Source organism: Mycolicibacter senuensis (assembly GCF_002101885.1).
Classification (GTDB): domain Bacteria; phylum Actinomycetota; class Actinomycetes; order Mycobacteriales; family Mycobacteriaceae; genus Mycobacterium; species Mycobacterium senuense.
Window position 1 is genome coordinate 1 of the sequence record NZ_LQPS01000016.1, and the last position, 19,913, is coordinate 19,913.

A 19,913-nucleotide genomic window follows, 5' to 3' on the forward strand; every position below is an offset into this window, starting at 1 on the left:
CGGCACGGGCGGCGCCGACGGTGGCGGGGCCGGCGGGGGGACGGCGGCCTTGGGCGGCGACGGCTTCTGGGTGACGATATTGGCGCGCACATCGGGGCCGTGGTGGTTGGCGGCCCGCATGCCCACCGCCAGCGCGATCGCCAACGTCAACACCCCGACCACGAACAGCGCCGCGACGCCGCCGGTCACCAGCATCGGCTTGCGTTCACGCTGCTGGAGTCCGGTGCTGAAGTCCAGCAGCCGAGAGTCGACGAGTTCCGGCTGGTCGACGACGCGCTGCATGCCCGACGGCAAGTAGCCGCTGTCGGTGTAGTCCGGGAGCGCGCTGTAGGCCAGCGGCTCGATGTCGGCGGTGGCGTTGTAGTCGACCGCCTCGGCCGGGACGTAGGCGTATCCGGAGCTGACCAGCGCCGGGTCCAGCGAGCCGGTGCCGGGGTCCTGCGCCCAGGCCACGGCCCGGGTGGAGGACACGAACAGCGGGGCGTGCGCGCTGGCCAGCGCCGCACCACGGGCCAGCGCCATGTCGGGCTCCTCGGGCGCGCTGACCGGCAGTGGACTGGCCTTGTCCAGCTCCGGTTTGATCATCGCGACATTGACGCCGCCCGATCCCACCACGAACAGCCCGTCGGGACGCGACTCGAGCTGTTGGGCGCCGGCAACCAGTTCGGTCAGCTCGCCGACCGCGCTGTCGTCATCACGCGACAGCGGCTGGCGGTGGACCTCGGTGATCGCGCCGTCATCGGAGTTGACCACCGCCAGGGTGGCGGCGTCGGGTTCGACGAACAGCAGGGCGGTGCGCTGGTAGCGGGTCGCGCTGCCCACCGCCTGAGCCAGCGCGGCGGCGGCCAGAAACGCCGAGACCAGCATCACGTTCTCGACCTTGTGCCCTATCAGGGCCTCGCGCAGCGCAGCGGCTTCCGCCGGGTCGCTCCAGGTCACCCCGGTCGAACTGAGCTGATAGCCGCCCTCGCGAGCGCCTTCACGGGTGCCGAGGATCGCCGACACCACCCGCTCCTGGGCACTCTGGGTGTCGGCGCCAACCTCGAAGTCGTCGTGCTCGACCGTGACCCCGTCGGCGCATTCGCCTTCCACCAGGACCATGCGGACCGTCGAGGGCGCAACCGACACCCCGAGAACGATGTCCACCGATAACCTCCACCCCGCTGCTGCTCGGCCAGTACTTGAGGGCCGCACCCCCGCAGGCCCAGCAGATACCGGCTTCATCCCAGCCGCGCGACGGCCGTCACAGCCGAAGGGCTAACCGGACTGGATGAAGTTCTGGTACGAGCGGGACGGCGTCGGCCCGCGCTGGCCCTGATATTTCGACCCTACGCGCGTGCTGCCGTAAGGGTGCTCCGCCGGACTCGTCAGCCGCAGCAGACACAGCTGGCCGATCTTCATCCCCGGCCACAACGTGATCGGCAGATTCGCCACGTTGGACAGCTCCAGGGTGATGTGCCCGGAGAAGCCCGGATCGATGAATCCCGCGGTGGAGTGGGTCAGCAGGCCCAGCCGGCCCAGGCTCGACTTGCCCTCCAGCCGGCCGGCCAGATCGTCGGGCAGCGTGCAGCACTCCAGGGTGGAGCCCAGCACGAACTCGCCGGGGTGCAGCACGAACGGCTCGCCGGCTTTGGGCTCGACCAGGGTGGTCAGCTCGTCCTGCTGCTTGGCGGGATCGATGTGGGTGTAACGGGTGTTGTTGAACACCCGGAACAGGTTGTCGAGGCGGACGTCCACGCTGGACGGCTGGACCAGTGCGTCATCGAAGGGGTCGATGGCGAGTCGGCCGAGGGCGATTTCGGCCCGCAGATCACGGTCGGAGAGCAGCACCGAATGAGCGTATCCGCTCGGCTGGCGCGCCGCCCGCAGCGCCGACTGTGCGGTTTGGTCGGCTTTTCGGCGGTTCAGCCGACGATTCCGCGCTCTCGACCACCATCGTTGCCTGACGGCGAGGTCGCAGGTGCTAGCCTGCTAGCGCACCGATGCCGATGTAGTTCAATGGCAGAACATCAGCTTCCCAAGCTGAATACGCGGGTTCGATTCCCGTCATCGGCTCCACGTTGAGCAGCGGAAACGCTGTTCGACCCCGTTCGATCAGGCCCGTCAGGGTCACCAAAGGTCACAACTCATCCAGAACTCTTGTTCGGACCATCCAGCGCGGCGCCAGCCAACTTGAGCGCATCGTCCTGGGAATGTGCGTACACCCGCAGCGTCAGGGTCGGATCGGAGTGCCCGATCCAGGCAGCAATCACCGCTACCGGCACCCCGTCCAGGTGCATCAGCGTGGCCGCCGTATGACGACCGCCGTGCAACTTGATATGCCGCACCCCGGCGCTACTCACCGCGTCCCGCCAGTACCTCGATAGCACTTGCGGGTGATATGGCTCCCCCGCTTCATTGCAGGCGACATACGCTCCGGTGCCGTAGTGCTTCCCGATCAGCAGCCGCTCGGCGGCCTGACGCTTCTTAGCGGCCTTGAGCACCTTCACCAGCCGATCCGGCAACGGCAGCGTGCGCCGGGAGGCGTGGGACTTCGGGTCGTTCTCTACCGCCGTACCGCCGGCATCGACTCGGTTGTTCACCACCGTCAGGATCTTCGCCTTGAGGTCGATATCCGACCACCGTAGGCCGCCTATCTCACCCCGCCGCAGCCCGTACAGCGCCAGTTCCCAGGCGTGCCCGAGACGGTCGTCAGCGAACTTCGCCCGCAACTGCCCTACCTCGGCCGCGGTGAACGTCTCCACGTCCTTGTGGACACTCGACACCCGGGCGATGGACGCCGCGACGTTCCTAGGCACGATGCCCTGCTGCATTGCGTCGGTGAGCACTTGGTCGACGGTGGAGATCACCTTGTTGACCGCGACCGCCGACCAGGGCCGCCGAGTGTTGCCTTTCGCGGTGACGGTGCCGCCTGCCATCAGGTCCGTGACGAGCCGGTCGAGGTCCGCCTTGGCGAGTTTCTGCACCCGGAGATCACCGAGTTGTTCCCGCAGTGGTGCCAGGTCGTAGGCCAGCTTGGCCAGCGATGATTCGCGGAGGTTGTGGCGGCCGGCGATGTAGTCGGCGCACATCTGGTCGACGGTGATCTTCGAGGGGGATACGTAGCTTCCCGTAGCGACTTTGCCTTGTAGTTCCGACAGCAACCGCCGGGCATCCGCTTCGGTGATGCAGTGCCGCTTCGCCTGCTGACGCTTTCCGGTGACCGGGTGTGTGCCGACGTCGACCTTAACCCTGTATCGCACAACGGTTTTCCCGGTGCGCCTGTCAAGGACTTCGATCTTGCGGATCTGCGGGGGGAGCTGCTGTCTAGGCATCGTCGTCATCCGAGACGATAAGACCGGAGGCGCGTAGCCGGTCCTCGACGGCCTCGCGCGCTCTGACGCGCTCAACAACCATGCGCTTCCACGCTTCCCACGCCTCTGGATCAGCATCACTGCGCGCTGTCGTCACGAGAGGCCTCCGGTAATCTTCCAGCTCACGCCCATCTGCCAGGGCACGGTTATTTTCCGAGTACCCCCCCACAACATCAATCAAGAGCAGCGGTTGCTCCCCTGAAAACCATTGCGCTGCATGGATTGCTGATGTCTTTAAGTTCGGGAGAACCTCAACTTCGCCGTCTACCAGCGCGTGCCCGAAAAGCAGCATGGCCGGGGATGTGCCAAGCGCAAATGCGATAACGAACAGTTCGGCTGTCGTGATGTAGCGCCGCCGGCCGTTCTCTAGATCGGCTATCGCCTGCCTGGTCATCTTTAGACCGAGTTCAGCCGTCCGATCGGCAAGCCACTGAGCAGACCGCGGCTTGCGTAATCGCTGCACCATCCGGCCGACCTGGTGGGCATGCCCCAATTCCCATGTGTCCACAAAACACAGTCTGACAGCACTTGTGTTCAATGCCAACTAATGTTAGAAATGAACACAGAACACGCAGATATACGTGTTCATCACACAACAGCAAGGGAGAGACGGTGAACGACTGGCAAGCGACGGCCGCACGCCTCGGCGACATCAGCCGATCGACCGTGTTCGGCCTCTGGGCAGCGGGCGAGCTGGGCTCGGTGAAGATCGGAAAACTTCGGTTCAGCACCGACCGCCAGATCGACGACTACATCCAGCGCCTGGAGCAACAAGGCGGGGATGCGGCATAGATGCGCGACTACCCGCAGCACGAAGACCTGGGGCTGGTCGACGACGACCTGACCCCGGATATGCGAAAGGCCCCGGCTGCAACCGAGGCCCTTCAAAAGAACACCCACCACCGCATCACCAGCAGAAAGGCAGTTCGCTATGAAGTCTAACCCGCATCCCATCAGCACGGACGGTCGTGATGACCGTGCGCCGATTCCCTACGTCCTGGCTGATCCCGCCGACGACGTGGATCGCGGTCTGAACCCGGTCGACAGCACCTACCGCCGCTGCTGCAGCTCGATCGGAGTACACGGCCCCCGCTGCAATTCGTTGATCGCCGCCGTTGTGGACGCCCACCGCAAGGCAGTCGACGCCGCGGTGGCCGCCGAGCGGATCGCGGACATGTGGCCGGAACAGTCCGGCAAGCTGGCCGACCGGATCGACTTCATCGCCCGACTCGCCGAGACGGTCCCCCTCGGCCTCGCCTCACTACACCGCGTCCTCGACGCTCAGGCGGTGAAGTGATGAGCGCGAAGATCCGCCAGGCCCTCTGCTGCACCTGCGGCGAAGTCCGCACCTGCCGCCAAGCCCGGAACCGCCAGCGCGAGAACTATTGGCTGTGCAGTCCGGTCGACCCGAACTGGCACCGCGAACTCGGTGACCTTAAGTGCGCGAATTGCGGGGAGATCACCCGCCACGCCATCCTCCACCGGGAAGGCGACCCGCACCGGGACCACGCCGAGCGGATCACGCGGATAGCACTCGGCGGCAAAGACCCCTACGGCGATGCATACACCGCAACCCGCCACCAGATCCGTGAGGCGTACCGCCAAGGCCGTCAACCTAATCCGCTCATGAATCACTTGTGGGCGACCTCCGACGCGCAAGCGGCACGCAAGGCCGGCCGGACCACCGTCATCACCTTCTGCGGTGAGGTCCAGAAGCTCCCGGAGAAGTCCAGGACCCGCGGCGGCGACGAGCTGTTGCAGCCCGATCCGGTGCGCTTCGACCAGGAATACGAGGACCCCGAGACCGGCGGTTGGTGGGTGGAAATGGATTGTCCCGACTGCTACCGGGTGGCAAATGAGGAGCGGATGGCTACGCGGCGGCAACACCTCAAACTCCTGCTCGCGTGTGCCCTGGCGCATTGGTCCGACGCGGACCGTCTGCCGGACGCCCACGTGGAAGACCTCATAGCGGCGCTCAGGGCGGCCCAGGTTGGTGCGTCCGAATGACTGTGAAGACGACCAAGGTAGAGGGAGCCGGCCCCACGCGGGCCGGTGTCCCCGCTGACATCCCGGAGTGGCGGATCGCGGTGCGGTGCCGAGCATGTGGATCTTGGCTGACGGACCCTCGCAGCGTAATGGCCGGAATCGGTCCTCGATGTGCACAGGCGGAGGGCGTCCATGCATAGCCGCCAGGTCGCGTGGTGGCCCACCCACCAGTTCCTGACCGAATACCTGGCCAAGTCGAACCTTGGTGACCTGCCCGCGGCCGGCACGCCGAGATGGTGCGCCCTCGCGGACGGCGACCCGCGCAAGCTCGCGGCTCTTGCCGTGGGCGGTGAGCACTTCGTCTTGCGGTGCGAGATCGCCCAGGAGGCTGCCGCCGAGGCATCCAAAGCCATTGCCGCGGCCGAGGACTGGCCCGTGGTCGCCCGCCTGATCCGCAGCGGGCGCGGCCCCGCATACATACCCAGGAGAGCATCTTGACTGACGACGAATTCTGGTCGGCCACCGACCAACTCAACCTAATTCACCAATGGGCTCGTGCCCGGTACGTAGCCCCCTGGGCATTGCTACTTGCGGTGCTGCTGCGGGTGAGCGTGTCGACCAGCCATCGCGTGATGCTACCCGGTCCACCGGCCCCAGCGTCACTGAACATGGGCATCGTGCTCGTCGGCAGGTCCGGTTCCGGCAAGGGTGTCACCGACAAGCTGGCTCGCGTTGTCTGGCCCGCCGACATCCACGAAGAAGGCCTCGGTTCCGGGCAGGGCATCGCCGAGCTGTTCAAGGAGCAGAAGAACCCCGAGGACCGGATCACCCGCGCGCTGATCACCGTCTCAGAGATTGATCACCTGACCGCTCTCAATGCAGGGCAGGGCAACAACACCAGGGCGGCAATCAAAGCGGCACTGACCGGCGACCGCCTGGGGAGCAAGGGTGCCTCCGCGGCCACCACCCGCGCCGTGCCAGCCGACTCATACCGGCTAGCCCTGTCCATCAGTGCACAGTTCGGTCACTGCGGAGTTCTTCTCGACGACGTATCTGGCGGCACGCCACAGCGACTGGTGTGGGGATCGGTCACTGATCCCTCCATCCCGGACACCCCGGGACCTGAGCCCGACCGGGCGCTGGACACGAAGCTGCCGGCATGGGCGCTGGCGGACCAGCAGGTGCTCATCCAGTACGGCACCCCGGACATCTCGGAGTACGTCGCAGAGGGCCTGCTGGCCAACCAGCGGGGAGAGCTCGACGCCATCGACGGACACCGCACCCTGACTCGACTCAAGGTCGCCGCCGCGCTGGCGATCCTCGATCACCGGTCGGTCATTTCCGGGAGCGACTGGGCGCTGTCGGAGGTCATCATGGCCAAGTCCGATGCCACCCGAGACGCGGTGATCGAGTACGACCGCCAGGCCGCCCGGGCAAAGATTCGGGACCGGGCAGTTGCCCGGGCTGTCGGTGAGGACTTCTACGATGCCAGCCGCCTGGAGACCGTCAAGCGCAGCATCATGCGGATGCTCGATCGCGACGGAGAACAGGCCGGCGGAGATCTCCGGCGGCGCCTGGGCAAGCGGGAGAAACGGGAGCTATTCGACCAAGCTATTGCTTTGCTGGAAGCCGACGGAATTGTGTCGATGCGGCCGGGAGAGCACAACAGTGTGAGGTACCGAATCGGGTCACCCGTGACCAAGGAGGTCACCCCCCAAAAGGCCAGTTCAGGAAGGGTGACCAACGAGGTCACCCGTGACCACCCCGCCACGGTTACTGAACTGGATTCCCGCAGGTCGCACGAAACCGAGCGGCCCAAGGTGTCGTGCGCTAGCGAGCTCGCCCAGTACATTGCAGAGCTACGCGAAGCCAGCCAAACCACCGTCACAACGGTTGCTGTGTACTCCCACCTCCGGGCAGCCGGGTACTTAAAAAGCAACATAGGGCAGGCCATAGACCGGAACCCGGACATGGTCCTCGTTGGCAGCGAAGGGCGCTCGAAGATCTACAGCATCACCGGCCAGAAGACCGGATACAAGCCCGCCGCGCAGTGGGTGCACGACTACCTCGACTCCCTGTCGGCAAACACCGGCATCATCGACAAGGCGCGCTTCAGGGAGGCAGCTACGGCGGCCGGGCACACCTGGGACGCAGCCGTACAAGCCATCAGTAGGTCGGGTCGCATTACGCCCGTGGTCGATCCCGCCGACTCGCGGGCGACCATATGGCGCATTAGGCCTGCGGGTGCTGACACCGAGGAGGGCACCGCGTGACGGGCCGCGCGGTCATGGCCGCCTACACCGACACCCACGCCGGGGAGATCACCTGCCCCCACTGCGGCGCCACGGCAGGCCAGCCGTGCGCCAAGCCAGATGGTCGCGTGAGCAAGGTGCCGTGCGTCGACAGGATCGCCGCCGCTGACCTGACGCCGTCCACCGGCTCCACACCGGTCGATTTCTCCGAGCCCCGCCGACCAACTGAGGCATCGTGAACGCCCACCAGGCCGCCCGCCGGTTCTTCTGGGCCTGGCTGATCGGCGCGGCCGCGGTGTCGGTCTGCGGCGTCGTCGCGCACGCCATGCTCGGGGACGCACGCTCGCCTGTGATCGCCTCGGCCCTCGCAACCGTCGTCGTTGCGATCCAACTGTGCGCCACATACGGCGTGCACGCCCTGGTGCAAGCCCAGATCACCGGCTCCGTATACCGCTGTGCACTGGCCGCCGCAGGCCTGCTCGCCGCCGGCGCGTTCGCGGTCAACTTCGTCGCCCTGCGCGATCTGGCGCTCACCCAGGCGAGCATCGACCCCGCCATAGCGTGGATCGTGCCCCTCATCATCGACTTGGGCATGACCGCAAGCACGATCGCGCTCCTGGCGCTCAACAGCCAATCCGCAGCGCAGGTGCACGCCGCTGCGCATCACGCGGACACGCAACCGCCGGTGCATGTCGAGGTGCACAACACGGTGCACAACGCCACGCACGCCGATGCACACCTGAACGCCGCGCACCGCATCGTCAGGCAAGGCGTGGTGCGCATCGCCCCCGAACGGGTCGCCCAGGTACTCGAAGCCCACGCCGCCGGCACCGCACCGTCCACCATCCAACGCACCCTCAAAGTCGGCTACACGACTGTCCAACGAATCATCGACCACCAGCTCCAGGAGGCCACATGACCCTCTGCTCCGTCGCCGAATGCACCACCCCGTCCCGCGCAATGGGCCTGTGCTCCAAGCACTACGCCCAACGCTGGCACAAGGACCGGCCGCAGGCGCCCCGTGTCCGCCCGGACACCTCCGCCGACCCGGTGGTCGAGGTGCTGTCCGCCGTCCTGGCAGGCGCCCCCGCACTTCCCGGCGCCCGCTGCCGCAACCGATCACACCTCTTTGACGAGCGCGGCCCCGATGAACCCCAAGACGTTGCGGATCAGCGCCACCAGCAAGCGCTCGGCTTGTGCAAGGTCTGCCCAGCGTTGGCGTCCTGCGAACGCTGGTACAGCGCCCTACCCGCCCGCAAGAAACCGTCCGGTGTCATCGCCGGCCGCATCCCGGCCAAGCGTGGACGCCCAGCCGAGGAGGCATCGTGACTTCGCCGCAAAGGATTATCGTCCGCGCCACCGTCACCGAGACCGGCGATCTGCTCCTGTGCACCATCGGCCGGTCCTTGTTGTTCGGCGTCCCGGAGGATGCCATCACCCCGGGGATGGAATATCCGAAAGAGTGGCACCAAGCCGGGGCGCGCCGTGTCAAAGAGGCTGGCGCCCACGGGCATGTGGGATTGGTGGCCGTCCTTGGCTACTGGTGCGAGCAGGAGTACCCGGACGCCGAGCTGGTGCTGATCGAGTGGGAGTCGTGAGCCCGGTAGACGATTGGTCCCAACGGATCGCCCGCCGCGTCGGACCGGACGGGTCGGTCAGCGTTCCCCCTCGCATCGCGCACTGGCTCGAATCCCAGGCCGGACTGACCGCCGACCGCCGCATCAACCTGCGCACCACCGATCCCGTCGCCTACGAGATCCTGGCTGCCCTGCACCTCGCTGCCCTACAACACCGTTCCGGTATCGGAACAAAAATAGCTGCCGCACAAGATGATTCGCAAGAATCAGAACTGTGGACAACCAGCCAAGCCGCAGCGCAACTCAGCGTGACCGACCGCTGCATCCGCAAGTGGATCGCCAACGGACGAGTGCCCGCTACCCGTCACGGCGGCCGGTGGCTGATACACGCCCACCACGTCCGGGCCATCACACAGACCGCCGGAAATAGGAGAAACCCCAATGAAATTGGATGAAGCCAAAGCCAGGGTCCAAGCCATCCGCGCCGACCTGCAAGCGCAGGTCGACACGATCGCCGGCAATGCGAACTTCAGCCGCGAGGGCCAGATTCACGAGATCGCCAAGGCCATCGTTGAGCACCGCCAGAAGGCCGTCGATCTTCGGGATGAGTTCGTGACCACCAGTGACACCGCTCGCCGCGGGCTCGCGAAGAAATTGTTTGGCCTTCCTGCCGACGCCGACCCGACGACCACGCTGGTGTTCAGGGATGCCCAGGATCGCGCCGCCAAGATCACCGACCCCGACGAGCTCGGCCGCCTCTTCACCCAGGCCAGCAACCTGGGTGATGACATGATGGCGCGGGCCCTCGCCAGCCGCGCCTACAGCCAGGGTCAGCCAGACCTCGCCGCGACCTACGCTGCCGACACCGGACAGGCCGACGTCCTGGCGGAACTGAACGAATTGCCCAGCGGCGGGAACTTCAGCGCCGCCGTCGGCATCGTTTTCTCGGTCGGAACACCGACAATGCCACCCGAGCTGACCGATGCCCTCCGCGCCACAGCACCTGGCGCCCTTACCGGCGACGACGTCGGCCGGCGGCTGGAGAAGTTGGCGGAAACCCCACCCACACAACCCAGCGCGCCCACCAGGGGGAAGGCATACCGGCCTGGATCGGTCGGGGTGGCCTTCTAGAAACGCCGGGATTACCCCATGTTCAAATTTCCCCCCGTCGGCGAGGGTGGCGTCCCCGACCCGCTGACCGCCCCGATCTCCGCCTACCGGTACGCCCACGCCAAGCGGATGGTCAAGGATGCCGAGGGCCGCGCACGTCCGCTGATCCGGTTGTGGGACAAGGACATGAAGTTCATCGGCCGTATCGGCGGCGAGAAGTCCGTCGATGTCGAGCAGCGGCTTCACGACACCGGCACGGGTTCCATTGTCGTGCGCGGATCGAACTGGCTCAACCGCTTCCTGCGTAGCGATGTCCGCGCCAACGATGACCTGAATGTCACCATCGACCCCTACCCGAACAAGCGGAACTGGCGGTGGCGGTACGGCTGCAAGGTGACGGCCGTGCGCAACGTGCGTACCGAGGCCGGTTTGCATGAGCTGCATTTCGACGTGGCCGAGAATCGGGAGCACTGGAAGCACCTGTATTTCGCGGCCACGCCCTGGTTTGCCCCGGAGTTTCAGCCCCTCAAGGCGTGGGTGCTGCCCGGCAACACGCGGACCATTACGGCGGTCACGGGGTTTGTGAACTTGGCCCGGATCTTCTGGCCGCCACTGGGGATCATCGACAACTTCGTGAACCCCGGCGCGTGGGTCAAGCCCCTGTCGGACGGCCGCCTGTGGTCGCCGCTGAACTGGCCGATTCAGATGCAGTTCGTCAATCCGCTGACCGACACGTCCCGCTTCTCGGTGATCGCCACCCGCTGGTCCCCGGCGCACGACACCACCGCGGGCTTGCTCAAGGATGCGGGCTGCAACGTGCGCGCTTACACGTGGCTTCCTGAGGATGAGGACTCCCCACACCCCGAGCTGGCCGACCTCATTGGACAGGAGGCGGCACGGCCGTCGCGGGCCTGCATCGTGCTCGCTGTCGAGGACCAGTCGGGCGTGACCGGGTTGACCGGGACAGCAGTGGACGGGGCCGTCAATCTCGTTGCGGCTACCGCGGATGACCTGATCAGCGAACTCCTCTACGAGTTCCGCGACGCTGACGCGATTGACCCGCGGACGGGCAAAAACGTGCCGCCCTACGTTCGCGACTTCCTTGGCATCGCGCCGATACTGCCCAGCATCGTGTTCCGGGACAGCACGCCGACATCACCGATCAAGACCAGCGAGCGGGCGGTGTTCAAGTCCAAAGCTAAGTCAATCCTGGTGGGGGGCAAGTCGCCCGGCTTTATTAACCAGTTGCAGACCTGGGGAATCAAGTTCGGTCTGAGTCAGATGCAGGTAGTCCACGCCTACGGACTGGGTGAAAACACCGGCCCCGCGCCGGTCGGCTCCGGCCTTGAGGAGATCTACCAGGGCCAACTCGACAACATGCTGCTTGCGTTCATGCGCCACACCGACCCGCTGCGCGAGATCTCCAGCGGCGACATGGGTTACCTGGAGTACTTCACGCAGGAGGGTGGCGGCACCGCTTACACGATCTCCTCGGCGCTGACGATGCGCCAAGGACACTGGAAGACCCGCCCGTATCAGGCGTTCAAGGTCTCCATCTGGAATCGGCGCCCTTACTCGATCTACTACGACTTCGACCTTGGTACGCGCTGCCTGTTCGAGATCGACGGCCTGCTCTACACCGACCAAGTCAATGCCGTAAGAATGCATTACGACCAGGACACGCCGAAGACTTTCGAGATCACCATCGGCACCGACACCGAGCAGGAAGATCCGCTAGGTCAGGCGGTGCGGACGTTGCAGACCATGTGGTCGGCCGTCGGCACACTGTTCGGATCGAACGATTTGTACTGACCGATGACTCCACAGACCGCCGACGTGCCGCTTCGGGTTTTAACTCCTTTCCTTGAGCGACGGCCGGCACACGGTGGCGGCGCGGTACCTGGAGCCGCGCCGCCACCAACCACAGACAGGAGGCCCGCAGGCAATGGTGAGAGCCCGTCCCAACGACGCCAAGGCCAAGCGCCTACGCGCCCAGCTCCGCGCACAGGGCAATCCCTGCCACATCTGCGGTGAGGCCATCGCCTACGAGGCACACCACCTGCACCCGCGTGCCTTCCAGGTCGACCACCTGTGGCAAGTTGCCAACGGTGGCCCGGAGTACGAGCCCGAGAACTGCGCCGCAGCACATCGGTATTGCAACCGGCAACGCAGCGACCGCATCGACTCGATCACCATCGCCGCGGCTGCCCACTACGGCGTCGTCATCAAGCGCCCTACGTATGTGAATCCACGCTTCTCAATGACACCCGCCTGCGCACCCGCCGGCCAACTCTGCACCCGATGCAACGGCACCCACCACCCACGTCCCGGCGTCACCTTCGAGACCGCACGCCGATGGTGATGACCTGCATGAATATTCACACCACCGCATACACGTCCCCGCCCATTACCGCAGGCCAGAGGCTTAACCGACGCATACCCACAGGTCAGAGCCTCAAGGGGTGGGGGGTGACCCCTGACCGGTCCCCGGGTTCCGGCTCGTGGCATAGGGATAACTCTGGAGACCCCAAATGACCCAAGGCAGTAACCGCATAAACATGCAGTCCGTGGGTGCTGATCGTGCCCGCCTGGAGGCCCTGCGCGACCGCCTGGAGGCCGTGATCACAGACCCGGAAACCTCACCGCGTGATCTGGCTTCCCTCGGTCGGGAGTACCGCCAGACCATCACGGCGCTGGCTGCGGTCACCCCGGCGGCAGGAACATCGAAGCTGGACGAGATCGCTGCCCGTCGTCGCAAGCGGGGTGCGTAATGAAGGCTCCGACCGTCACCACCGAGCCGACGTTCACCCGCGTCCCGGACGGTGATGAGGCCACCGGCGAGGATTGCGTGGAGCTGGCTGCGGCCTACGGCATCCCCCTGGACGCCTGGCAGGCCGACATCGTGCGCGAACTGCTGCGTGAGTCCGGTGGTGCGTGGTCGGCATCGCAAGCCGGCCTGGTGGTGTCCCGGCAGAACGGCAAAGGACAGATCCTGCTGGCCGTCGAGCTGTTCGGGCTCTTCGAGCTGGGCGAGAACATCCTGCACACCGCGCACGCGGTCAAGACCTCATCGGATGCGTTTCGGCGACTGTGGTCGGTGATCCAGAATCACGACGATCTCGCCACTCGGGTACGGCGGCATTCGCAGATGATCGGTGCGGAGTACGTCGAGCTGGACACCGGGGCGCGGATCGCGTTCACCACCAGATCGGCCTCGGCCGGCCGCGGCCTATCAGTGGATCGCCTGGTGGTCGATGAGGCTGAAGACCTCCCGGCCCCGGAAGTCGGGGCGCTGGCCCCCACGGTGTTCTCCCGACCGCGCGCACAGTCGCTCTACTTCGGCACGGCACCGGGACTGACCCACGATGCGTTGGCGTTCACCACGATGCGCGCCAGCGCACACGACGGACTCAACCCGCGCCTGGCGTGGTGGGAATGGTGCGCCGAATGGGGCCACGACATCGACGACCAACAGATGTGGATACGGGTCAACCCGGCTGTCGCGGCGGGACGTGTTCCGGTGCAGGCCATCACCGACGACCGGGCGATCCTGCCCGAGGGCCAGTTCCAGGCCGAACGCCTGTCAATGTGGGCGCCGGTCGCAGCGCGCCAGCCCGCCATCATCAGCGACGCCGCCTGGGGCGCTCTGCTCGGCGCATCCGTTGATGAGCCGCCGACTGCCCTCGGCGTGGACATGTCACACGGCCTGGACATCTCGGTCATCGGCTGCTGGGCTCGCGAGGATGGCTCGGTACATGTTGAGGAACTGTTTGCCGGCTCTGACACGTCGGCGGCGGTCGACTACATCGTCGAGGTGGCCAACAGACGCACGCCCATCGTCATCGACGACCTGTCGCCGGCCGCGCAGATGATCCCCGAGCTGAAAGCACGCCGCATCAAGGCCACCAGGTCGACAGCGCGGGACATGGCCAAGGGCTGCGGCATGTTCGAGACGCGACTGAAGGCGGGCACCCTGTCGCATCGCGGGCAGGACTCGCTCACTGATGCGGTGCTGGGAGCGCAGAAACGCCCCATCGGAGACGCCGGTGGCTGGGGTTGGGATCGTCGGGACGCAACGTGCCGGATTCACCCGCTGGTCGCTTCCACCCTGGCCCTGCTCGGCGCATCCGGTGCCCGCAAGAAACGCTCTGGCGGCGGTTCGGGGTTCGCGTAGCAACCGCTTTTTTCTTTTTTCCCGACGGGGCCAGCCTATGGCCGGTGGGGTCCCCAACGGCCATAGGCCCCCGGAAACGCCGCACGAAGAGCCTTAGATATGACTTAAGCCACAAGTACATCAGTGTGATTCTTCGGATGCTCGACAACGCCGACAGAGCATGTATTTTGACCCGCCTATAAGACGCGCTCGTCGACGAGAACCCGGCGAGGCGGGTGAGGGCGACCGGTCCGGCGCTTTGGTGCGTCGTGAGCGATCCTGGGGGCGTTTATGCAGGTCACGTAAGGCTGGGCTAGGGAGTAGCCCTTGGTTCGGGGTAGTTGACAGTCCTGCTGCGCTTGCCTATCTTTGCGTATGTAGCTCCCCGCCGTCCTCCGGGCCTGGCGGGGCTTTTAATATCTGAACAGGGTGGCTCCGGTGACAGATCCAGTGGTGGATGTCTTCATTGACTACCAGAACCTCCACCTATCGGCCGGCGAAGCTTTCGCGCCTCCGGGGACGCCACCCCACACCTACTTGATCCATCCGGGCAGGTTTGTCGATGTCCTCATGAAGCGTCGTCTTCTGTATGGGCGAGGCGGGGTCGTCCAGAACATCTACGTCTATCGCGGCCAGCCAGGCTCAGCCAAGGAACCCACCCCGGCGTCCCGGAATAAGGCGCAGACCGCGGAGTGGTCCCGTGATCGACGGGTCAAGGTCAGCACGCGTACCCTCCGCTACCCGCGTAACTGGCCCACAGACAAGGCCAAAGAGAAGGGCGTCGACGTCAAGCTGGCCATTGACTTTGTGCGCTGCGCGCTGACTTCGGCGGCCGACACACTCATCCTCGTTTCAAGAGACACAGACCTTGTCCCAGCACTTGAGATGGCAAACGACCTCGCGAAGGTCCAGATTGAGGTTGCGGGCTGGAGTAACACCAGCCGGCTCCGACTTCCAGCCGGTCGACAGCTTTGGTGCACCACGCTCAGTGGAGCTGAGTACACGAGCTGCAAAGATCCGAAGCAGTACTAAGTGCGTCCGCAGTAAGCCCCCGCGGGTCACGTCAGGGTCACAAGTCCCCCGCATTGAGCGGTATCCATGCGGACTCGGCTACACGTATCGTTGCTGATCAACAGGTTTCACGTACCCACAACTATCGCAACAGACGGTTCCGACCGTATTCCCAAGCTGAATACGCGGGTTCGATTCCCGTCATCGGCTCCACGTCTGAGCAGGTCAGACCCGTGCGACGGGCACGGCGACTCCCTCCTCGGCCGCGGATCACCGACCGGCGCGGACGGCGGTCACCCGCCGCCTAGCTGAGGTCCCGCTGAGCTTGACGCCCGGGCAGCGGAACTGTTGCGAGCGATCATGGCGATGACCTTTCCGGACCAGCGCCCCGCTCGAGCCGATCTTGAAGTGGCCCGATTCGGAATAGATCACACTAGGAGTCATCTATCCCACCCAATATCAGGATAAACGGCTGACAATCTGCGTTTTCATTGACAAGAAGTTGCCGCCGTCATACCTTAGAGCCACCTAAGCGCCGGGGTTCTCGACGTGTTCGGAAAGTCGATCGGCCCGGGACAGGGCAAAGAAGGGAAACGGGGGCATGGCTAATCGGGGGAGCATCGATAGGGGCACTGCGCAACCACGGTCGCGCCGGCGGAATCGAGCGGTGGGGGCCGCGGCGTCGCTGGGGACGTTCCTGACGTTCGGCGTGATGCCGTTAGCCCCGGCCCAGGCCGACGAGTTCGGTTGGATCGCGGACGTGTTCGACGTGTCCGCCTGGGTCCCGGCCGATGACGGTGGCGCGTCGGATGCCGTGAACTGGTTGGCCCCGGCGAGCTGGGACCTGGACGGTCTGCCGGGTAGCGCGGTGTCGCCGTCGGACGCTTCTTGGGACGACTGGGCCGAACCATGGATCTACCTGCTGAAGATGATCCAGGCCGACTTCTGGATGGTCTTCAGCCATACGGTCAACGAATGGTTCGGAAACGGGCACATGCTGATCGGCGATGGCGCCGACGGTTACGACGGCGGCACTGTGGCAGCGGCCGCCGGCGAGCCCGGCGGGTTGTGGTGGGGGGACGGCGGTGACGGCGGTACTTCCGCTTCGGGTGTTGGCGGTGCCGGTGGCGCGGCGTACTTCGGTAATGGCGGTGCCGGCGGTGAGGGCGTCGACGGTGCCGACGGTGGCCCCGGTGGCACTGTCGCCTACTTCGGCAACGGCGGTGACGGCGGTGATGGGGGTGACGGCGGTCCCGGTGGTCAGGGCGGTTGGTTGTACGGAAACGACGGGAGCCCCGGCGCGACCGGGTAGGCCGGCAGGTCTGGAGCCGGGAGATTTCCGCGATCGGCTCCACGCTGAGCAGCCACGCACAGCACAATCACCACCATGGGTCTCTTCCCGAAGCCGCACGCCGCCCTGACCGATGCCGAGGTCGCCGACGCCCTCGGCCGCGCGGTGGCCGTCATCAACCCCTTGCTCGACCTGCTTTCGCAATCCGATCCGATCGGGCTGCGCAAGCGCACCCGTCGCCTGCTCGCACCGCCGCGTGGGGTGACCGGCCGGATCCGCCGGTTCCGGCTCCGACGGCGGCGTAACGAGGCCGGCCGCGGCCCCAGCGCCGCCGACCGCGCCAGAAACGCCGGCGCGCAGTTGATCAACGCCGCCGACCTGCCGGGCACCGCCGCCTGGGACCGGATGAGCCGTGACGAGCGGGTGCATTGGTGGGTGCACCGGGTCGGCGCGCTGAACACCGTGGTGGTGGCCTCGCCGCGCATCTTCGGGTGGCTGGCACGGGTGGTGCCGGTCGGCGAGCTGGCCGGATTCGTCAATCACGCCATCGTGCTGTGTGCGCTGGCCCGTGAGTACGGCGTCACCGACCGGCGCGAGCAGGTGCGGCTGCTGGCGGCGGTGCTGTGCGACCGGCGGCTGCCCGAGGACGTCCACGTGCCCACTCCGTCGGAACCCAAGCCGCCGCGGGACAGCCCGGGCGTCGCTCGGAGCATCTGGCAGCTGGCCGGGATCCTGCGGGCGACCTTCGAGGAGGCGGCCAAGCGGCCACACCCCAACAAGCTGTACCAACGGCTCAGTCTGCTGCCCGGGATCGGGGCGATCGCAGGCTATTTCGGCGAGCGCGGCGCACTGTCCCGGGCGGCGGAAGAAGGCGTGGCCTGGCTCGACCAGCGCAGCCTCCCTTAGAACACCCGTATCCAGTCGACGAGCATCTCAGCCGGGTAGCTGCCCGGCCCGGGATCGCCGCCGCCCGAACCAGCGATGGCCAGATTCAGCACCGTGAACACCTGGTAGCCGGGGTCATTGAACGGCCAGTCGGCGATCGAGTTCGCCGGGACGGTGAAGTAGGGCGCGGCGCCGTCGACGTAGTCGCGCCAGAACCGGATGCCGTCCTCGTCCCACCGGCATCGCCAGGTGTGCCAGGCGCTGTCCATCGCGATCTGGTGGGTCGCCCATTCGGCGCCGTTGGCTTTGGTGTGGACAGTGGTCGCCGAGGGCCAGCTGCCGTTGCCGTACCACTCCAGCACGTCGATCTCGCCACGATCCTCGTTGCCCATCCACCAGGCGGGCCAGGCGCCGGGTGTCAGGCAGTTGAGTTTGATGCGGGCTTCCCAGGTGTGACCGATGCCGCCGGTCCACCGGCTCGCGACCTTGCCGCTGTAATAGGTGTTGCCGTCCTTGGCGGCGCGCAACACCAGGTTGGACTTGCCGTCGAGGAACACGTTGCGGCGATCGTCGCGATACTGCCCGACGTTCTCGGGCAGCTCCCAGTACGTCGGGTCCGTCATGGATTCGCGGGCTCGCGCCACGATCCACTTCGCCGAATCCGGTGCTGAACCGGCGGGACCGTCGAACTCGTCACTGAACAGGTAGGTCTGGGCCGGCGCGGCAGGCCGTGGACCCGCCGGCGACGGTTGCGCCCACGCCTCCGGTACGCGCATCGCGCTAGCCAGCATCCCGATCCCGGTGGTCAGCATCAGGCTGCGTCGATTCATCTCGGGCATCCTCGAATGGTGCCATCGATCGGCGTCGACGGCACGGCGGAACGGCGGAACGCCGGTTAGAAGACCCGCACCCAGTCGATCAGCATGTCCGCCGGGTAGCTCCCCTGCCGGGCGTCACCGCCACCGGATCCGCCGACGGCCAGGTTCAGGATGGGGAAGACCGTGTAGCCGGGGTCGTTGAACGGCCACACGCGGACCGGTTCCTCGACGTCTTCGATGCCCACGGCCGGGACGCTGAAGTAGGGCTCCATCCCGTCGACGTAGTCCTGCCAGAAGTACATGCCGCTGGCGTTCCAGGTGACCCGCCAGTTGTGCCAATTGCCGTCGACCGGAAGCGCGAATGTTTCGAACGCGGTGCCGTACGGGTTGGCATGCACGGTGGTGCCGGACGGCCACTCGCCGTTGCCGTACCACTCCATCATGTCGATCTCGCCCTCGCGGCCCGGGTCGTCGTTGGACAGCCACCATGCGGGCCAGCAACCCGCGGTCTGGCAGTTCAGCTTGATCCGGGCTTCCCAGGTGGTGCCGATGCCACCACGCCAATTACCGTGCACCAGCCCGCCGAAGTAGGTGTTGCCCTCCTGGGTGGCGCGGATGACGAGGTTGGACTTGCCGTCGAGGAAGACGTTCTTGCGGTTGTCGCGGTACTGGTAGAAGTACTCGGGCCGGTCCCAGCCCACCGGGCGGCGAATCGGGGTGCGGTGGTTGGAGACCGTCCACTTCGACCGGTCCGGGGCGGAACCGGCTGGGCCGTCGAATTCGTCATGCCAGATGAAGCCGCCGGGCTTGGCGCCGGCGCCGGGCACTGCCGGGTCGCCCGGTGCGGCCGGTGGCTGGGTCGGGTCGCCGGGCGCCCCGGGAGGCGCGGGAACGGCTCTGGCCAGCGGGTTCGGGGCCGTGGCGGCCAGCGCCCCGGCACCCAGCATCATCATGACTTGGCGGCGGTTCATCTCAGGCACGGTGGCAATGTAACCCACGCCGGAACCGTGTCAAACCAGGCGTGCCCCGCCTGTCGGTGGACTACGTCACTCGGTTTGGTCAGCACTGTCGTCGAGCACACCGACCGCAATTCCATAAGGCAAAAACCGTACTTTTCGTCTGGGATCGGGATTGCGTTGGCTGGCTCGCAGGGCATCGATCTCGGTGGCGTAGACCTGCTCGACCCGGGCCGCGCCGTCGTCACCGACGGTGTAGATGGCCCACACGCCGTCGCCGGTCTCGCCGGTGGTCGGCGGCCCGGACCGCGCCGCCTGGGCCAGGTCGGCGAGAATCCCGCCCCAGCCCACCCGGCTGCCGGAGCCGACCGCTCCGGAGAACCGGTCGAACGCGGCGCGCAGCCCCTCACCGGCCTCGCGCATGATCCGATCCAGATCCTCGGAATCGAATCCGAATGAACCGTCGTTGCTCATCGCCAACCCCTTCCGGCCCGGTGTCACACCCCAGTGTGCCTGCGTCG

27 protein-coding genes and 1 tRNA gene are annotated in these 19,913 nt (G+C 66.2%); 21 read left to right on the forward strand and 7 right to left on the reverse strand.

Going from position 1 to position 19,913, the window contains the following annotated elements; all coding sequences use genetic code 11:
- Together AWC24_RS02430 and dcd are read right to left on the reverse strand one after the other, a co-directional pair.
- Positions 1–1,146: DUF7159 family protein (locus AWC24_RS02430; RefSeq protein WP_133055683.1), on the reverse strand; the 1,146-nt coding region annotated here is incomplete at its 3' end.
- A gap of 111 nt (positions 1,147–1,257) precedes the next feature.
- Positions 1,258–1,830, reverse strand: a complete 573-nt coding sequence (dcd, locus tag AWC24_RS02435) for a dCTP deaminase (protein WP_085081906.1) — start codon at positions 1,828–1,830, stop codon at positions 1,258–1,260.
- 154 nt (positions 1,831–1,984) lie between these two features.
- Here dcd and AWC24_RS02440 point away from each other — a divergent pair.
- Positions 1,985–2,058 (forward strand) — tRNA-Gly (locus tag AWC24_RS02440).
- A 68-nt stretch (positions 2,059–2,126) separates the two neighbouring features.
- Here AWC24_RS02440 and AWC24_RS02445 read toward each other — a convergent pair.
- On the reverse strand, positions 2,127–3,242 hold the full coding sequence (locus tag AWC24_RS02445) for a tyrosine-type recombinase/integrase (protein ID WP_234807227.1): 1,116 nt from the start codon (positions 3,240–3,242) through the stop codon (positions 2,127–2,129).
- A gap of 64 nt (positions 3,243–3,306) precedes the next feature.
- A complete protein-coding gene (locus tag AWC24_RS02450) occupies positions 3,307–3,861 on the reverse strand; it encodes a hypothetical protein (RefSeq protein WP_133055684.1) in 555 nt (184 codons plus the stop codon).
- Positions 3,862–3,965: 104 nt separating this feature from the next.
- Here AWC24_RS02450 and AWC24_RS02455 point away from each other — a divergent pair, with 104 nt between their 5' ends.
- From AWC24_RS02455 to AWC24_RS02530, 20 genes are all read left to right on the forward strand, one after another.
- Complete coding sequence (locus AWC24_RS02455; RefSeq protein WP_085081909.1) at positions 3,966–4,145, forward strand: hypothetical protein; 180 nt, start codon at positions 3,966–3,968, stop codon at positions 4,143–4,145.
- On the forward strand, positions 4,146–4,295 hold the full coding sequence (locus AWC24_RS22325) for a hypothetical protein (protein ID WP_163705516.1): 150 nt from the start codon (positions 4,146–4,148) through the stop codon (positions 4,293–4,295). It begins immediately after the preceding gene.
- On the forward strand, positions 4,285–4,650 hold the full coding sequence (locus AWC24_RS02460) for a hypothetical protein (protein WP_085081910.1): 366 nt from the start codon (positions 4,285–4,287) through the stop codon (positions 4,648–4,650). The genes AWC24_RS22325 and AWC24_RS02460 overlap by 11 nt, the downstream gene beginning before the upstream one ends.
- Positions 4,650–5,360 carry a hypothetical protein gene (locus tag AWC24_RS02465; protein ID WP_133055685.1) on the forward strand — a complete coding sequence of 237 codons (711 nt, stop codon included), beginning with the start codon at positions 4,650–4,652 and terminating at the stop codon, positions 5,358–5,360. Before AWC24_RS02460 ends, AWC24_RS02465 begins: the two co-directional genes overlap by 1 nt.
- Positions 5,357–5,539: a DUF6011 domain-containing protein gene (locus tag AWC24_RS23470; RefSeq protein WP_220096839.1), complete on the forward strand. Its 183-nt coding sequence runs from the start codon at positions 5,357–5,359 to the stop codon at positions 5,537–5,539. The genes AWC24_RS02465 and AWC24_RS23470 overlap by 4 nt, the downstream gene beginning before the upstream one ends.
- Complete coding sequence (locus AWC24_RS02470; protein ID WP_085081912.1) at positions 5,532–5,837, forward strand: DUF2742 domain-containing protein; 306 nt, start codon at positions 5,532–5,534, stop codon at positions 5,835–5,837. The genes AWC24_RS23470 and AWC24_RS02470 overlap by 8 nt, the downstream gene beginning before the upstream one ends.
- A complete protein-coding gene (locus AWC24_RS02475) occupies positions 5,834–7,612 on the forward strand; it encodes a hypothetical protein (RefSeq protein ID WP_133055686.1) in 1,779 nt (592 codons plus the stop codon). Before AWC24_RS02470 ends, AWC24_RS02475 begins: the two co-directional genes overlap by 4 nt.
- Positions 7,609–7,830 carry a zinc finger domain-containing protein gene (locus AWC24_RS22060; protein ID WP_133055687.1) on the forward strand — a complete coding sequence of 74 codons (222 nt, stop codon included), beginning with the start codon at positions 7,609–7,611 and terminating at the stop codon, positions 7,828–7,830. The genes AWC24_RS02475 and AWC24_RS22060 overlap by 4 nt, the downstream gene beginning before the upstream one ends.
- Positions 7,827–8,510 carry a DUF2637 domain-containing protein gene (locus tag AWC24_RS02480; protein WP_234807228.1) on the forward strand — a complete coding sequence of 228 codons (684 nt, stop codon included), beginning with the start codon at positions 7,827–7,829 and terminating at the stop codon, positions 8,508–8,510. Before AWC24_RS22060 ends, AWC24_RS02480 begins: the two co-directional genes overlap by 4 nt.
- On the forward strand, positions 8,507–8,920 hold the full coding sequence (locus AWC24_RS02485) for a hypothetical protein (RefSeq protein WP_234807229.1): 414 nt from the start codon (positions 8,507–8,509) through the stop codon (positions 8,918–8,920). The genes AWC24_RS02480 and AWC24_RS02485 overlap by 4 nt, the downstream gene beginning before the upstream one ends.
- Positions 8,917–9,189, forward strand: a complete 273-nt coding sequence (locus AWC24_RS22330) for a hypothetical protein (protein WP_163705514.1) — start codon at positions 8,917–8,919, stop codon at positions 9,187–9,189. The genes AWC24_RS02485 and AWC24_RS22330 overlap by 4 nt, the downstream gene beginning before the upstream one ends.
- On the forward strand, positions 9,186–9,623 hold the full coding sequence (locus AWC24_RS22335; RefSeq protein WP_163705513.1) for a helix-turn-helix domain-containing protein: 438 nt from the start codon (positions 9,186–9,188) through the stop codon (positions 9,621–9,623). The genes AWC24_RS22330 and AWC24_RS22335 overlap by 4 nt, the downstream gene beginning before the upstream one ends.
- Positions 9,610–10,299, forward strand: a complete 690-nt coding sequence (locus AWC24_RS02495) for a hypothetical protein (RefSeq protein WP_085081915.1) — start codon at positions 9,610–9,612, stop codon at positions 10,297–10,299. Before AWC24_RS22335 ends, AWC24_RS02495 begins: the two co-directional genes overlap by 14 nt.
- Positions 10,300–10,317: 18 nt before the next feature.
- The gene (locus tag AWC24_RS02500) at positions 10,318–12,090 is read left to right on the forward strand and encodes a Gp37-like protein (protein ID WP_085081916.1); all 1,773 of its coding nucleotides are present in this window, start codon (positions 10,318–10,320) and stop codon (positions 12,088–12,090) included.
- A gap of 133 nt (positions 12,091–12,223) precedes the next feature.
- On the forward strand, positions 12,224–12,640 hold the full coding sequence (locus AWC24_RS02505; protein WP_085081917.1) for an HNH endonuclease signature motif containing protein: 417 nt from the start codon (positions 12,224–12,226) through the stop codon (positions 12,638–12,640).
- A 169-nt stretch (positions 12,641–12,809) separates the two neighbouring features.
- A complete protein-coding gene (locus AWC24_RS02510) occupies positions 12,810–13,049 on the forward strand; it encodes a hypothetical protein (RefSeq protein WP_234807230.1) in 240 nt (79 codons plus the stop codon).
- Positions 13,049–14,452, forward strand: coding sequence for a terminase large subunit domain-containing protein (locus AWC24_RS02515; protein ID WP_085081919.1), 1,404 nt, complete (start codon positions 13,049–13,051; stop codon positions 14,450–14,452). The genes AWC24_RS02510 and AWC24_RS02515 overlap by 1 nt, the downstream gene beginning before the upstream one ends.
- Positions 14,453–14,869: 417 nt before the next feature.
- Positions 14,870–15,463 (forward strand): NYN domain-containing protein, encoded by a 594-nt coding sequence (locus tag AWC24_RS02520; protein ID WP_163705511.1) that lies wholly within the window; start codon positions 14,870–14,872, stop codon positions 15,461–15,463.
- A 646-nt stretch (positions 15,464–16,109) separates the two neighbouring features.
- Entirely contained in the window at positions 16,110–16,754 is a 645-nt protein-coding gene (locus AWC24_RS23250) for a PGRS repeat-containing protein (protein WP_163705509.1), read from the forward strand.
- Positions 16,755–16,829: 75 nt separating this feature from the next.
- Entirely contained in the window at positions 16,830–17,639 is an 810-nt protein-coding gene (locus AWC24_RS02530) for a hypothetical protein (RefSeq protein ID WP_085081920.1), read from the forward strand.
- On the opposite strand, the gene AWC24_RS02535 is transcribed toward AWC24_RS02530, so the two are convergent.
- From AWC24_RS02535 to AWC24_RS02545, 3 genes are all read right to left on the reverse strand, one after another.
- Entirely contained in the window at positions 17,636–18,457 is an 822-nt protein-coding gene (locus AWC24_RS02535; protein ID WP_085081921.1) for a glycoside hydrolase family 16 protein, read from the reverse strand. The two genes, AWC24_RS02530 and AWC24_RS02535, sit on opposite strands and share 4 nt — an antisense overlap.
- A 56-nt stretch (positions 18,458–18,513) precedes the next feature.
- On the reverse strand, positions 18,514–19,407 hold the full coding sequence (locus AWC24_RS02540; RefSeq protein WP_109560298.1) for a glycoside hydrolase family 16 protein: 894 nt from the start codon (positions 19,405–19,407) through the stop codon (positions 18,514–18,516).
- A 75-nt stretch (positions 19,408–19,482) separates the two neighbouring features.
- Positions 19,483–19,866, reverse strand: coding sequence for an Rv0313 family protein (locus AWC24_RS02545; protein WP_085081922.1), 384 nt, complete (start codon positions 19,864–19,866; stop codon positions 19,483–19,485).
- Positions 19,867–19,913 lie beyond the last annotated feature (47 nt).

Coding starts and splice junctions, on each gene's coding strand:
- AWC24_RS02510 (WP_234807230.1), top strand. CDS start 12,810: ATGACCCAAGGCAGTAACCGCATAAACATGCAGTCCGTGGGTGCTGAT.
- AWC24_RS23470 (WP_220096839.1), top strand. CDS start 5,357: ATGACTGTGAAGACGACCAAGGTAGAGGGAGCCGGCCCCACGCGGGCC.
- AWC24_RS02530 (WP_085081920.1), top strand. CDS start 16,830: ATGGGTCTCTTCCCGAAGCCGCACGCCGCCCTGACCGATGCCGAGGTC.
- AWC24_RS02470 (WP_085081912.1), top strand. CDS start 5,532: ATGCATAGCCGCCAGGTCGCGTGGTGGCCCACCCACCAGTTCCTGACC.
- AWC24_RS02535 (WP_085081921.1), bottom strand. CDS start 18,457: ATGCCCGAGATGAATCGACGCAGCCTGATGCTGACCACCGGGATCGGG.
- AWC24_RS02505 (WP_085081917.1), top strand. CDS start 12,224: ATGGTGAGAGCCCGTCCCAACGACGCCAAGGCCAAGCGCCTACGCGCC.
- AWC24_RS02500 (WP_085081916.1), top strand. CDS start 10,318: ATGTTCAAATTTCCCCCCGTCGGCGAGGGTGGCGTCCCCGACCCGCTG.
- AWC24_RS02545 (WP_085081922.1), bottom strand. CDS start 19,866: ATGAGCAACGACGGTTCATTCGGATTCGATTCCGAGGATCTGGATCGG.
- AWC24_RS02465 (WP_133055685.1), top strand. CDS start 4,650: ATGAGCGCGAAGATCCGCCAGGCCCTCTGCTGCACCTGCGGCGAAGTC.
- AWC24_RS02540 (WP_109560298.1), bottom strand. CDS start 19,407: ATGAACCGCCGCCAAGTCATGATGATGCTGGGTGCCGGGGCGCTGGCC.
- AWC24_RS02460 (WP_085081910.1), top strand. CDS start 4,285: ATGAAGTCTAACCCGCATCCCATCAGCACGGACGGTCGTGATGACCGT.
- AWC24_RS02485 (WP_234807229.1), top strand. CDS start 8,507: ATGACCCTCTGCTCCGTCGCCGAATGCACCACCCCGTCCCGCGCAATG.
- AWC24_RS22325 (WP_163705516.1), top strand. CDS start 4,146: ATGCGCGACTACCCGCAGCACGAAGACCTGGGGCTGGTCGACGACGAC.
- AWC24_RS02515 (WP_085081919.1), top strand. CDS start 13,049: ATGAAGGCTCCGACCGTCACCACCGAGCCGACGTTCACCCGCGTCCCG.
- AWC24_RS02495 (WP_085081915.1), top strand. CDS start 9,610: ATGAAATTGGATGAAGCCAAAGCCAGGGTCCAAGCCATCCGCGCCGAC.